The sequence below is a fragment of the bacterium genome, assembly GCA_035281585.1.
Lineage (GTDB): Bacteria > UBA10199 > UBA10199 > DSSB01 > DSSB01 > DATEDP01.
This window is the reverse complement of the sequence record DATEDP010000112.1, coordinates 35,885-48,905: the sequence shown is the minus strand read 5'-3', so window position 1 is coordinate 48,905 and position 13,021 is coordinate 35,885. Positions and strand designations below refer to the sequence as shown.

The window sequence follows — 13,021 nt, the reverse complement described above, 5'->3', positions numbered from 1 at the left end:
TTTCTTCTCTTCCTGGGGCGAGCCGCCCTGGCGGCTCCGGGGCCGGTCGACTTCGCCCGCGGGGCCTTGCGCGACATGAGCTTGGCGCCGAAGGAGGCGATCCAGCTGCGGGTGGAGCGATATTATGACTTCTCGGCTCTCTTCGACCGGGCGACCCAAGATTTCCAAGCCAAGCTCAGTCCCGAAGAGTCGGCGCGATTGCGCCGGCTCTTCGTCGAAGCCGTCACCCGCGGACTGGCGCACCAGGCCGACCGTTGGAACGGAAAAAGGCTGAGCCGAGCCGAGCTCTCACTCGAGCGACAAGAGGGCCGCGAATCGGTTGTCGCGATACGAGGCCTGGTCGATCGGCGGCCGGTTCGGATCGAATGGACCTTGGCGCCGAGCGGCGATTCTTTCAAGATCGTGGATTTGGCGGTGCAGGGGGCTTTGCTGAGCCGCAACTACCGCGGACCCTTCAATCGGATTTTTCGGGTCGAAGGTTTCTCCGGTCTGGAGCGGAGAATGAGGAAGAATGTGGAGACGAGCGGGATCGAACCGCCGACCTCCTGAATGCCATTCAGGCGCTCTCCCAGCTGAGCTACGTCCCCATTGTCGGTCAACCGATTTTGGTGGCGACCTGTCTATAAGTCACCATCTTTTTAGTCAATCATTATCGGTGTTTTCAGGCCTTTTTGAAAATAAGAAAAAATATCTTTACGATTAGCATAGTTTGGCCTAACTTTTACATTATCAAATAGCATACCATCTAGGGGTTTCTCATCATGAGTGAGGAGCGTGTCGAGTAGGGTGGAGGGCAATCCCTTCCGGGGGATTGCCCTTCTTATTTAGCGCTGCACTTCGGGGCTATACCAAGTCGAACGACCCTGCTGCACCATCCGCCGCACCGTCCCCTTTCCATCGAGAGTTCTCATTCCTTCCCGATCGTAAACCTGGAGATACTCCTTCATCACGCCTCGATTGCCCAAGCCGTCGAAGTAATCGCGGAGGCTGCTGCCGCCCATTTCGATTCCCAATCGAAGGGTGGCTCGGGCCGCCTCCCAGAGCCGGGCTAGCTCGGCGTCCTTGGTGCGGCGAACCCGGCGGCGGGGGCTCAGTCTCGCCCGGTAAAGGGCTTCACAGGCGTAGATGTTCCCCAAGCCGGCGGCGATTCCTTGATGAAGGGTCAAGGCCTTCAGGTCGATTCCCGGGTGGCGCCGGCAGCGGGCGACGAAATCGGCCGCGCTCCAATCCTCGGCGAGGAAATCGGGGCCCAGTCTTCGGAGAAAGGCATTGTCATCGCGCTCGCGGCGCAGGCTGAGCGAAAGAGTGCCGAAGCGGCGAGGATCCTGGTAGATCAGCTGCGAGCCGTCCTTGAATTCGAAAACCATGTGGGCATGCTTGTCGGCCCGAACCGGAGCGGCGGCGAAAAACTGCAGTCGGCCGCTCATGCCGAGATGGAGCACCAGGGCCGCGTCTTCTTCATTGCCGATCAGGAGATATTTGCCGCGCCTTTCCAGCCTGCCAAGCTTGCGGCCCTGGAAGTTTTTCACCAAAGCCTCGGGCCGAGTGGTTTCGATGGGAGCGAGGCGCGAGAAGGAGAGAGAGGCGATGCTCCGCCCTTCGAGGAAGAGCAGGCTGCGTCGAATGGTTTCAACTTCGGGAAGCTCCGGCATAGCATCCTAATATATCCCACCTAGCCGAGCTTCAACGCCTATCCTCTTTTTTGCAAGAGCGGCTTCCCGTCCCGGTCTTGCAGCAGCTCGAGAGCCGGGTAGAGGGTGGCCAGACGGCGGTTCAGCTCCTCGAGATAACCTCGCATCTCCTCCCGGCTTTGCAGCAGCTCCGGGTGGATGCTGTGGATCTCATAGACTCCGCCGTCGAGCCGGCATCCGAACTGGAGCAGGAACTCGCCATTGCCGCCGTAGACCGACCACTCGATCTCGCGAGCCCGGGAGTCGAAGCGTTGGTAGACTTCCAGGACCGGATTGAGCTCTTCGAAGGTGAGGGAGAGCTGTTTCGAAGGCCGGACTTCCTCGACATCGAAATCGCGAAAGATCGGCTCGTAATGCGGCATAGGACGCCGCTCCCGCAGGTTTTTTTCACGTCGCTGGCCCAATCGATCGGCCAGTGCTTGGAACTTACCCTGATTCATATGGCCTCCTTTCTTGGCATTGCCATACGTTACAAGCGATATAAGTTACAAACAGCGTGCCAATAACTCTGTGGATAATAATTTTGAAAGTGAAGAATATCCCCAGCTTAGCGCCTGTGGATAAGCTGTGAATTTTTCAAAATGAAAAGCGCTTTTGAGAAATCCTCATTTTAAGGGGCGGAATTGCCGATTTTCGGGGCCACGTCGCCGTTCTCCCGGATTTTCGAATCTTCGTAGGGAATGGCCCAACGGCGGTAGAATTCCTGCGCCGCGCAGCTGAACACTCCCATGATTTCATTCAAGGTTGAATAGCGCAGGCCCTTCGCTTCGAGATAGCGGTGGACGAGCCGCGTCATGGCGTAGTTCAGCTCGCCGGCGTCCTGCGGCATGGCTCCATCGTCGAGTTTTTGACGCTGTTCCATCTTGATGTAGGGCATCTTGGCTCCTCCTGGGAATGATTTGCCGTCCGGTTTGGCTTTATCGTAACGTGCCTCCATGTCTTCCATTGATCAAGCCATTGCTTACATCGAGTCGAATTTCGAACGTTTCGTGCAGGAGCTTTCGGATTATGCACGGATCCCTTCGGTCAGCTTCCCGGGCTATCCCCCCGAGACCTTGGTCGCCTCGGCGAAGTGGACCGCCCGACGAATGCAAGACGCCGGCCTGGAAAACGTCGCGCTCCTCGAAGTTCCGGGAGCTCCGCCCTACGTCTACGGCGATTGGCTCCATGCTCCCGGCGCTCCGACCATCTTGCTTTACGCCCATCACGACGTTCAACCGCCGGGCCGGCCCGAGAAATGGCTCTCGCCGGCCTTCGAGCCGCAGCGCCGCGGCGACCGACTCTATGGCCGGGGCGTCGTCGACGACAAGGCCGGCGGCCTCATGCACCTCGCCGCGTTGGAAGCCTATCTCAAGACCGGCGGGAAGCTGCCGGTCAACGTCCGCTTCTTTATTGAAGGCGAAGAGGAAACCGGAAGCGAATATTTGGAGCGGTTTCTCGAGCAATACCGCGAAAAGCTGGCCTGCGACCTGATGGTCTTGACCGACACCGCCAACCTCGACCTCGGCCTGCCTTCGCTCACCTATCGTCTGCGCGGATTGGTCGATGCCGTGATCGAGGTCCGCACCCTTGATCATCCGGTGCACAGCGGGATGTGGGGCGGTCCGGCGCTGGATGCGCTCAGCGCCTTGAATCAAATCTTGGCCCGGCTGCGGACACCCGAAGGCAAAATCGCGATTCCCGATTTTTACGAAGGCGTCCGGCCGGTCACCGGCGTCGAGAAGGAAAGGCTGCAATCGCTGCCCTTCGATGAGAGGCAGTTCCTGGAGCAGGTCGGCGCGGTGCCTTCGCTGCGCCTCGCCGGCGAGAAGGAGTTCAGCGTCTACGAAAGAATTTGGTGCCGGCCGGCCGCCGCCATTCTCGGCATCGACGCGCCGCAAGTCGAGAAGACCAGCAATCAGATCGTCGAGTGGGCCCGGGCCAAGGTTTCGATCCGCATCGTCAGCGACATGGATCCGGGAAAGAGTCGCGACCGCTTGGTGAGCTTTCTGCAGCAAGACCCGCCGGCCGGCGCCGAAGTCAAAGTCACGCCGGGGACGGCCGGAAGGCCCTGGCACGTGAATCCGGTGGGGCCGGCTTACGAGGCCGCCGCCCGGGCTCTGGAGAAAGGCTATGGCCGGCCGGCCGCCTTCATCGGCTGCGGCGGGACCATTCCTTTCGTCGAGCCGCTGACTCAAGCTTTCGGCGGCATTCCGGCCCTCTTGGTCGGCTTGGAAGACCCCTATTGCAATGCCCATGGCGAGAACGAGAGCCTCTACCTGCCGGATTGGAAAAAGGGGATGAAGTCGGCGGTCTACCTTTACGCCGAAAAATTACGCTAAAGGCAGCATTCCTTTAACATTTCTAGGGGCTTCCCCCGTCCTAAGTTTTGGCTCAAGATATTAGTATGGCGGACGTATGGAGGGATTGGGGGGTCCGCGGTTAAGGGAATAATGCCATGAAACGATTAACTTTTTTGCTTTTTCTCGCTTGGGTGGTTGTTCCGACGGGGACGGCCGAAGCGGCCAAGTCCCTCTCCCGGCTGGACAAAGCCATCCAAAATAACAGCGAGGCCGCCGATACCCTAGCCGGGTATCCGGAAAATGTCCGCCAAGCGGCCATGGAGGCGGCCCAGTATCCCGCGACCTTTTCGGAGCTGGAGCGGCGTCAAACCGAAAGCCAACAAAACTTCCAAAAGCTGATCTCCTCCTACCCGCGCGAGACCCAAGAGCAAGTTTACGAGCTGGTGCGCTATCCGAACTTGGTCTCCGACTTGGTTGATGGCGGGCAGAAGTCCAAAGGTCAGATCAAGGATCTGACCAAGAACTATTCCAAAAAAGTCCAAGAGGCGGCTCAGAGCTTGGGACGAAAGGACTATGTCCTGCTTCGGGGCGTGCGCGATCTCTACGGCAGCACCGATCAAGATTTCTCCAACTCGCTGCGCAGCTTGCCGGCCTCAGGCGCTTCGTCTTTCCGCACTCTGATCCAAGAGCCCGAGCTGCTCAAGTCCTTGACCGAAAATCGCGACTTCACCACCGCCTTGGGCGAGGCTTATCGCAGCGACCCGAACGGGACCAAGGTAAGGATCGACGAGCTCAGCCGGACCGTGGCCCAGCAAAAGGAAGAGGCCATCGAAGACTACCGGCAAACCCTGGAGAACGATCCCGAAGCCCGTGAAGAGCTCCAGGAGTCGGCCCGGGCCTTCGCCGGCGAGTACGGCTACGATGCTGACGACGATTATTACTATCCGCCGTCCGACACCCGCACCGCGGTCAGCATCAACATCAATCCCTATCCCTACTGGTTCGGCTATCCCTATTGGTATTCCTGGCCCTTTTGGCGACCTTATCCGCTTTGGTGGTACACCGGCTTCTATGGCTATGGGTCGAGCTTCTACGTCTGGGGCTTCCCGTCCTTCTATTACACGAGCTGGTTCTTCGGCTATCCGGGAAACTTCTATTACTATCCCAACCTCGCCGGTTGCTATTACGGCTACTACAATCGCTGGCGCGGCAACCCCTATTACTACCGCGGCAATCCTTATTACTATCGCAGCGGATTCCATAACGCGGTCGGCAATTGGCAGAACCGCCACGGCAACCAAATCACCGATGCGATGGTGCGCAGCGGTGGCCGCAGTCGGGCCGATAGTTGGCGGCAATTCGGCCAAAGTGAAGTGACGAGGCAGCGGCAAAGCGGCGCTTCTTCCATCACCGGTTCGAGAGCGAACGACACCCAGCAAGTTCGCTCGCGGAGCCGCAATGGCAACCCATCGGCGGTCGGAGCCCGCCCGACAGGAGCCTCCGACGGAAGGTCGGCGGTTCGGAGCCACGATCAGGGCAAGATCTTTTCGACAAGTCGGCAAAGACCCGCCTCGACCGGCAGCGTGAACAGCCAAAGCCGAGTCCGTGACGCGAACCCCAATCGGGGCGGGAGCGATTCGCGCAGCCGTCCAGTCTATCAGCCGCGCAATAGCGCGGTTGCGCCTTCAGCCAGCAGCGGCGCTCCTTCGCCTTCCTATGGTGGCGGCCATAGCCGAGGCCGAGTCATGGATTCGGGTGGCTATTCGGGCGGATCGGGTGGCCGCAACCCGGGAGGCTCTTCCGGCGGCTATTCTCGGTCCTCCGGTGGTTTCGGCGGTGGTGGCGGTGGTTTCAGCAGCGGCGGTGGGTTCCGGGGCGGCGGAGGTGGTGGCGGCTTTGGCGGCGGCGGTGGCGGTGGCTTTGGTGGTGGCGGCGGCCGCGGTCGACGTTAAGCTTAATCCGTTTGCCAAGCTCGACGAAGGTCGTTAGGGTCCTTCCGAAAGGGAAGGACCATGACCGATCTGAAAGGCAAAAAAGCCCTCATCACCGGTGCCTCGCGCGGCATCGGCCGCTCGGTGGCTCTGAAGCTGGCTTCGCAGGGCGCCAACATTCTCATTCATTACCGCAAGAATCTCGAAGAGGCCGCGGCCCTGGAGGCCGAGCTGCAAAAGATCGGCGTCCAGACCTGGAAGTATGCCGCCGACCTCTCGGACTTGGAGCAGGTCCATCGATTCTTGGACCAGGTCCAGGCCGAGCATCGCCGGATCGACATCTTCGTCGCCAACGCCGCGGCCACCGCTTTCAAGCCCTTGGCCGACATCCGGGAGCATCACGTCGCCAAGACGATGAACATCACGGTGACGGCCTTCATTCTGACCATGAACGCCTTGAAGCCGCTGATGCCGGCAGGAAGCAAGGTGGTGACCGTCTCGGGGATCGACACCAAGAAGTACTGCGCCAATCACGGCCTCTTGGCCGCGGCCAAGTCGGCGCTCGAGACCTTGACCCGCTACTACGCCATCGAGAACGCCTCCGAGAAAATCTTCGTCCATGGCGTCAATCCCGGCCTGGTCGACACCGACTCGCTCAAGATTTACTTCGGCGCGGCCTATGAGGAAAACAAGGCCGCGCTCGCCAAGCTCAACCCGATGGGCCGGCTCATGCCCACCGGCGACGTCGCCGAGATCATCGCCTTTCTCTGCTCGCCGGCCGCCAACTGGCTCAACGGCGAGACGCTATACGCCGATGGAGGCACCGGCTTCCTGATGCCGGTGTATTCTTAAGCGGAGGTCGCTTTGCAAGGCTTTTGGGAAGTTTCGATCCCGTATTGGCATTTCCTCTTTCGAGGCGCCTTCGTCTACATGGCGATCCTGATCCTGCTGCGAATCGGCGGCAAACGCCAAATCGGCCAGATGGGCGCCGGTGAGTTCGTGGCGATCCTGCTCATCAGCAACGCGGTCCAAAACTCGATGAACGGCGGCGACAACTCGATCACCGGCGGTTTGATCCTGGCCGCGGTCATCGTGGGCCTGAGCTGGCTGGTGGAGTATCTCAGCTACAAGTCCAAGCGCTTCGAAGGCTTGTTCGAAGGCCATCCCACGATGCTGATCCACAAGGGTAAGATCCTCCGCAAGAATCTGGAGAAGGAGCTGATCAACGTCCATGAGCTCAAGACTCTGCTGCGCAAGCAGGGGATCCACGATTTTTCGGAAATCTACGAAGCGATCTTGGAGAGCGACGGCTCGATCAGCGTGACCAAGTGCTCCGAGTTGAAGGAAGACCGGTTCTCCGAGGATGTCGAAACCACCCAACCCTAGTCATTGCGGCCGCGAACGGGATTAGCCGCCAAAAATTCCAAAATTGCGCTTTTCAGCTTGGCCGGCTGATCCCAGACCGGAGCGTGGCCGCTTTCCTCCAGGACCACCATCTGGGATTGGGGGATGAGCCGGTGGAGCCGCTCGGCCACCGCCAAGGGGATCACCCGGTCCTGACGGCCGTGGATGATCAGGGTCGGTTTTTGAATTTCCGCGACCCGGTCGTCGAGCAGCCGCAGCTTGCTGTTTTCGATCAGGCCCATGAAGACCGCTTCGTACTGGGTCTTGATTCGGGTCGAGGAGCGGATCATCTGGTCGAGGACGAAGCCGGGCAGGGGCGGGGGGCTGTAGAAGAGCAGCTCGAAGAAGCGCCGGGCTTTCTCGCGGTCGGTCAGGGTCAGCCGGGCCAATTCGGGGATTTCGGTGGTGAGGCCGGCGCTTTCGACCAGGACCAAGCGGTCGACTTTTTCGGGATGCTCCAACGCCAGGATCAGGCTGACCCAACCGCCGACCGAAAGCCCCACGAAGTCGGCCCGGCCGACGCCGATGCCGTCCATCAAGCGTAGGACCTGATCGACCTCGGAGTCGACCGAATAAGTCGCCGGGTTGAGCCGCAGAAAATTGCTCGCCAACATGTCGGGCGCGATGACGTGGTAGCGCTCGGCCAGAGCCGGCATCAGCCGCATCCAGGTGAATTGGGCATTGCCGCCGAAGCCGTGGAGCAGGATCACGGCCTTTGCGTCGCGCGGCCCCCCTTCGTAGTAGATGATCGCGCGGCGGCCCTGGCCCAAGACCTTTCGCTCGATGCCTTGGAGGCTGAGCAGCCGATCGACGCTGCGTCGAAAGCGGGGGATCGGGTCCAGCGCCAAGTAGACGAGGAAAGCCAGGACCGGCAAGAGGAGCAGGAAGGGAACCCAGAAGCGTTTACGCTGGTAGAATCTCCGCGCCATCTTCTCTTGGCTCTTTTACCAGTGGGTTTGGGCGTCGTGGGTCTTCTCGAAGGTCCCGATCTCGGCCGCGCGTTGCAGGCTCAGGCCGATCTCGTCGAGGCCCCGGATCAGGTGGTTCTTGATCGCGGCGTCGATGTCGAAGTGGAAGGAGATTTCCTCCGGCAAGTGGAGAGTGATCCGCTGCTCCTCGAGGTTGACCGTCGCTTCCAGTCCCTCGTAGCGCTCGACCATTTGGAAGATCTCCTCGACCTCCGATTCCTTCAATTCCACGTTGAGCAGGCCGTTCTTCACGCTGTTGTTGTGGAAGATGTCGGCGAAGGCCGGGATGTCGCCCCGGCGCGGCGCGATCACCGCCTTGATGCCGTATTGGGTGAGGGCCCAGACCGCGTGCTCGCGGGAGGAGCCGCAACCGAAGTTGTTGCGGGCCACCAGGATCGAAGCCCCCTTGAATTTGGGCTGGTTCAGCTCGAAATCGGGGTTGGGCTTGCCGTCCGGCAGGTAGCGCCAATCGAAGAAGAGGCTTTCGCCGTAGCCGGTCCTCTTGATCGACTTGAGGAACTGCTTGGCGATGATCTGATCGGTGTCGACGTTGGCCCGGTCGAGGGTGGCGATTTTGCCGCGATGGCTTTTGAAAGGTTCCATTATTTCCAACTCCGGATGTCCACAAAATGCCCAGCGATGGCCGCGGCGGCGGCCATCTCGGGACTGACCAAGTGAGTGCGGCCGCCCTTGCCCTGGCGGCCTTCAAAGTTGCGGTTGCTGGTCGAAGCGCAGCGTTCTTGGGGCTTGAGCTGATCGGGGTTCATCGCCAGGCACATGCTGCAGCCCGATTCGCGCCATTCGGCGCCGGCGGCGGTGAAGACCTTGTCCAAGCCCTCGGCCTCGGCTTGCTTCTTCACCTGCTGGGAGCCGGGGACGACCATGGCCTTGACCCGGCCCGAGACCCGGCGGCCGTCGAAGACCTTGGCCGCGGCCCGCAGGTCCTCGATCCGCGAGTTGGTGCAGGAGCCGATGAAAACCACGTCGACATCGACGTCGCTGATCTTCTGGCCGGCCTTGAGTCCCATATAGGCGAGAGCGTGCTCGGCGTCCTTGCGCGAGAGGCCCGGCACCTTGTCGGGATCGGGCACCGCGCCGTCGGCGTCGATCACCATGCCGGGGCTGGTTCCCCAGGTCACTTGAGGAGCGATCTTGGCGGCGTCGATGCTCAGAGTCCGGTCGTATTTGGCGCCGGGGTCGCTGGCCAGGCTCTTCCAGTAGGCGATGGCCTTGTCCAAATCCCGGCCCTGGGGCGCGAAGGGGCGCTGAACCTTGCGGAAATACTCGAAGGTCGTCTCGTCGGGCGCGATCAACCCGGCCTTGGCTCCGGCTTCGATCGACATGTTGCAGACCGTCATCCGGCCTTCCATCGAGAGGCTGCGAATCGCCTCGCCGGTGTACTCGAGGACGTGGCCGGTGCCGCCGGCGGTGCCGATCAAGCCGATGAGCTTCAGGACCATGTCCTTGGCGGTGACGCCACGGCCGAGCTTGCCTTGAAAGTCCACTTGATAGGTTTTGGCCCGCTTTTGCCGGAGGGTTTGGGTCGCCAGGACGTGCTCGACCTCGGAGGTGCCGATGCCGAAGGCCAAGGCTCCGAAGGCGCCGTGGGTCGAGGTGTGGCTGTCGCCGCAGACGATGGTGGTGCCGGGCAGGGTGATGCCGAGCTCGGGTCCGATCACGTGGACGATGCCCTGCTGCTCGCTGTTCAAGTCGTAGAGCCGGACGCCGAAATCCTTGCAGTTCTGGGTGAGGGCTTCGATCTGGGCTCGGGCGATCTCGTCCTTGATGTTGTAGCGGTCGATTGTCGGGACATTGTGGTCCATGGTCGCGAAGGTCAGGTCGGGCCGGCGGACCTGGCGGCCGGTGAGGCGGAGCCCTTCGAAAGCCTGGGGGCTGGTCACTTCGTGGACCAGGTGGCGGTCGATGTAGAGCAGGGCGGTGCCGTCCTCCAGGGTGCTAACTAGATGTTTTTCCCAGATTTTGTCGAAGAGCGTCTGTGCGGTGGACATGGCTTGGAACTACGATAGCCGGCCCGGAGGCGTCAAGGTCTTCCCATTTTCCGCCTTGAGCCCGGCGGCGGCCTTTGCTAGGAGCGGTTCTCCCTATGGTTCTCTGCCATCATTGCGGAAAGTCTAGCGAATCCGGCGATCGTATCGGGCGGGAAGAGACCTGTCCGCATTGCGGCTGGGACCTCCACGTCTGCTTTAACTGCCAGCACTACGATCGGTCGGCTTATAACGAATGCCGGGAGAGTCAGGCCGAGCGGGTTTTGGAAAAGGATAAGGGAAATTTTTGCGACTTTTTCATCCCCAGCGACCACGCGATGCGGGCGGCGGGGAACGCCAAGGCCGATGACGCCAAGGCGAAGTTGGATGCGCTGTTTAAGAAGAAATAGTTTACCCCCCTCCTTTGTAGGGAGGGGGTAGGGGGAGGTAGAGCGTTTGCAAAAACGCCAACGATGGCGGTGGATGCCAACGTTCTACCCCTCCCTGGCCCTCCCCTTACAAAGGGGAGGGTAAGAAAGAAAAGATGACAAAGATCTTAGTTCTCGCCGGCGACGGCATCGGGCCCGAGGTGATGGCCGAAACGGTCAAGATCCTGGACTTCGTCAACCAGCAGGAAAAGTTGGGCCTCGAGTTCGAAAACGACTTGGTCGGCGGCTGCGCCTACGACGCCCACGGCAAGCCGCTCAGCGAGGCGACCTTGAATTTGGCCAAGGCTGCCGACGCCGTCCTCTTGGGCGCGGTCGGCGGGCCCAAGTGGGAGGAGCTCGACTACTCGGTGCGGCCGGAGCGGGCGCTTTTGGCCCTGCGCAGCGAGCTCGGTCTTTTCGCCAACCTCCGCCCGGCCAAGGTTTACCCGGCATTGGTCGACGCTTCTTCACTGAAGCGCGAGGTGATCGAAGGCATCGACATCATGGTGCTGCGCGAGCTGACCGGCGACATTTATTTCGGCAAGCCCAAGGGGGTGGAGAAGCTGGCCGACGGCCAGGAGCGCGGCGTCAACACGATGGTTTACACCACCCACGAGATCGAGCGCATCGCCAAGCTGGCCTTCGAGGTCGCCCGCGGCCGCCGCAAGCAAGTGACCAGCATCGACAAGGCCAACGTCCTCGAGACGACCGAGCTCTGGCGCAAGGTCGTCACCCAGCTCGGCAAGTCCTATCCCGACGTCGAGCTCAAGCACATGTACGTCGACAACTGCGCGATGCAGCTGGTGCGCTACCCCAAGCAGTTCGACGTGATCGTCACCGGCAATCTTTTCGGCGACATCCTGAGCGACGAGGCCGCAATGCTGACCGGCTCGATCGGGATGCTGCCCTCGGCCAGCCTGGCCTCCTCGAAGAAGGGCATGTACGAGCCGATCCACGGCAGCGCTCCCGACATCGCCGGCAAGGGCGTGGCCAACCCCATCGCCACCATCCTCTCGGCGGCGATGATGCTCGACTTGACCTTCGGCAAGAAGGAAAGCGCGCAAAAGATTGAAAAATCGGTCGAGAAAGTACTAGAGGCCGGTCTCCGCACCGCCGACATCGCCAAGCCCGGCGAGGCCAAGGCCTCGACCCAAGCCGCCGGCCAGGCTATTTTGGCCGAGCTGAAAAACAGTTATTAGTTGTAGGGGCGGCCCTTGCGGCCGCCCGGAGAAGGACCATGAAAAAGGAAAAATACAACGTCGCCGTCGTCGGCGCCACCGGAGCGGTGGGCAACGCCATGCTCGAAGTCCTCGAGGAGAGGAATTTCCCGATCGATCAGCTGCGCCTCCTGGCCAGCGAGCGGAGCCTCGGCACCAAGCTCGAGTTCAAGGGCAAGGAAGTCCCGGTCGAGGTCCTCGACGCCAACTCCTTCAAGGATGTCGACATCGCGCTCTTTTCGGCCGGTGGCACGATCAGCGAACGCTTCGCTCCGATCGCGGCCCAAGCCGGCGCGGTGGTGGTCGACAACACTTCGGCCTTCCGGATGCATCCCGAAGTGCCGCTGGTGGTCCCCGAGGTCAACCCCGAGGCCATCGCTCAGCACAAGAAGCTCGGTATCATCGCCAACCCCAATTGCTCGACCATCCAGATGGTGGTGGCCTTGAAGCCGATCCACGACCAAGCCAAAATCCGGCGGATCGTCGTCTCGACCTACCAGGCCACCAGCGGAGCCGGAAAGCGGGCGATGGACGAGCTGGCCGAGCAGACCAAGGCCCTGTTCACCGGTCAGGAGATGCAGGTAAAGAAGTTTCCCCACCGGATCGCCTTCAACTGCCTGCCCCACATCGACGTCTTCCTCGACAACGGCTACACCAAGGAAGAGATGAAGATGGTCAACGAGACCAAGAAGATCATGAACGACGACTCGATCCAGGTCACCGCGACCTGCGTCCGGGTCCCGGTCTTCGCCGGCCACAGCGAGAGCGTCAACGTCGAGACCGAGAAGAAGCTCAGCGCCCGCGAGGCCCGAGCCTTGCTCGAGAAGTCGCCGGGCATCGTGGTCAAGGACGACGTCGCCCACAATCAGTATCCGCTGGCCATCGACTGCGTCGACCGCAACGAGGTCTTCGTCGGCCGAATCCGCGACGACGAGTCGGTTTCCAACGGCCTCAACATGTGGATCGTCGCCGACAACATCCGCAAGGGCGCCGCGACCAACGCGGTGCAGATCGCGGAGATCCTGATCAAGGACTATCTGTAAAAGCTCTTAACCCCCCTTTGAAAAAGGGGGGTAGGGGGGATTTAGAAGGGGCTGCATTTGAATTGCGGCTCT

14 protein-coding genes and 1 tRNA gene are annotated in these 13,021 nt (G+C 61.0%); 8 read left to right on the top strand and 7 right to left on the bottom strand.

Annotated elements, in window-relative coordinates:
• Positions 1-549, top strand: a 549-nt coding sequence (locus VJR29_09335) for an ABC transporter substrate-binding protein (GenBank protein ID HKY63609.1), incomplete at its 5' end; no start/stop codon positions are given.
• On the opposite strand, the gene VJR29_09330 is transcribed toward VJR29_09335, so the two are convergent.
• The 4 genes from VJR29_09330 to VJR29_09315 all read right to left on the bottom strand — a co-directional run bounded on the left by VJR29_09330 (position 515) and on the right by VJR29_09315 (position 2,568).
• Positions 515-587 (bottom strand) — tRNA-Ala (locus VJR29_09330). The two genes, VJR29_09335 and VJR29_09330, sit on opposite strands and share 35 nt — an antisense overlap.
• 237 nt (positions 588-824) lie before the next feature.
• A complete protein-coding gene (mutM, locus tag VJR29_09325) occupies positions 825-1,652 on the bottom strand; it encodes a bifunctional DNA-formamidopyrimidine glycosylase/DNA-(apurinic or apyrimidinic site) lyase (protein HKY63608.1) in 828 nt (275 codons plus the stop codon).
• A gap of 38 nt (positions 1,653-1,690) precedes the next feature.
• Positions 1,691-2,131 (bottom strand): hypothetical protein, encoded by a 441-nt coding sequence (locus tag VJR29_09320; GenBank protein ID HKY63607.1) that lies wholly within the window; start codon positions 2,129-2,131, stop codon positions 1,691-1,693.
• 170 nt (positions 2,132-2,301) lie between these two features.
• Complete coding sequence (locus tag VJR29_09315; GenBank protein ID HKY63606.1) at positions 2,302-2,568, bottom strand: hypothetical protein; 267 nt, start codon at positions 2,566-2,568, stop codon at positions 2,302-2,304.
• A gap of 58 nt (positions 2,569-2,626) precedes the next feature.
• Here VJR29_09315 and VJR29_09310 point away from each other — a divergent pair, with 58 nt between their 5' ends.
• From VJR29_09310 to VJR29_09295, 4 genes are all read left to right on the top strand, one after another.
• Positions 2,627-4,012 (top strand): M20/M25/M40 family metallo-hydrolase, encoded by a 1,386-nt coding sequence (locus tag VJR29_09310; protein HKY63605.1) that lies wholly within the window; start codon positions 2,627-2,629, stop codon positions 4,010-4,012.
• A 116-nt stretch (positions 4,013-4,128) separates the two neighbouring features.
• A complete protein-coding gene (locus VJR29_09305) occupies positions 4,129-5,925 on the top strand; it encodes a hypothetical protein (GenBank protein HKY63604.1) in 1,797 nt (598 codons plus the stop codon).
• 60 nt (positions 5,926-5,985) lie between these two features.
• Positions 5,986-6,756, top strand: a complete 771-nt coding sequence (locus tag VJR29_09300) for an SDR family oxidoreductase (GenBank protein HKY63603.1) — start codon at positions 5,986-5,988, stop codon at positions 6,754-6,756.
• Between the two features lie 12 nt (positions 6,757-6,768).
• Complete coding sequence (locus tag VJR29_09295; GenBank protein HKY63602.1) at positions 6,769-7,290, top strand: YetF domain-containing protein; 522 nt, start codon at positions 6,769-6,771, stop codon at positions 7,288-7,290.
• Here the strand turns inward: VJR29_09295 and VJR29_09290 are convergent.
• Genes VJR29_09290 through leuC form a run of 3 tightly spaced genes read right to left on the bottom strand, consistent with a single transcriptional unit; the run spans position 7,287 to position 10,285 of the window.
• Positions 7,287-8,237, bottom strand: coding sequence for an alpha/beta fold hydrolase (locus tag VJR29_09290; protein HKY63601.1), 951 nt, complete (start codon positions 8,235-8,237; stop codon positions 7,287-7,289). The genes VJR29_09295 and VJR29_09290 overlap by 4 nt on opposite strands.
• A 15-nt stretch (positions 8,238-8,252) precedes the next feature.
• Positions 8,253-8,879, bottom strand: a complete 627-nt coding sequence (leuD, locus tag VJR29_09285; GenBank protein ID HKY63600.1) for a 3-isopropylmalate dehydratase small subunit — start codon at positions 8,877-8,879, stop codon at positions 8,253-8,255.
• Positions 8,879-10,285: a 3-isopropylmalate dehydratase large subunit gene (leuC, locus tag VJR29_09280; GenBank protein ID HKY63599.1), complete on the bottom strand. Its 1,407-nt coding sequence runs from the start codon at positions 10,283-10,285 to the stop codon at positions 8,879-8,881. The genes leuD and leuC overlap by 1 nt, the downstream gene beginning before the upstream one ends.
• Before the next feature lie 95 nt (positions 10,286-10,380).
• Here leuC and VJR29_09275 point away from each other — a divergent pair, with 95 nt between their 5' ends.
• The 3 genes from VJR29_09275 (at position 10,381) to VJR29_09265 (ending at position 12,949) form a co-directional block, all read left to right on the top strand.
• Positions 10,381-10,671: a hypothetical protein gene (locus VJR29_09275; protein HKY63598.1), complete on the top strand. Its 291-nt coding sequence runs from the start codon at positions 10,381-10,383 to the stop codon at positions 10,669-10,671.
• Positions 10,672-10,805: 134 nt separating this feature from the next.
• A complete protein-coding gene (gene leuB, locus VJR29_09270; protein ID HKY63597.1) occupies positions 10,806-11,888 on the top strand; it encodes a 3-isopropylmalate dehydrogenase in 1,083 nt (360 codons plus the stop codon).
• Between the two features lie 38 nt (positions 11,889-11,926).
• Complete coding sequence (locus VJR29_09265) at positions 11,927-12,949, top strand: aspartate-semialdehyde dehydrogenase (protein ID HKY63596.1); 1,023 nt, start codon at positions 11,927-11,929, stop codon at positions 12,947-12,949.
• The last annotated feature ends 72 nt before the right edge of the window (positions 12,950-13,021 follow it).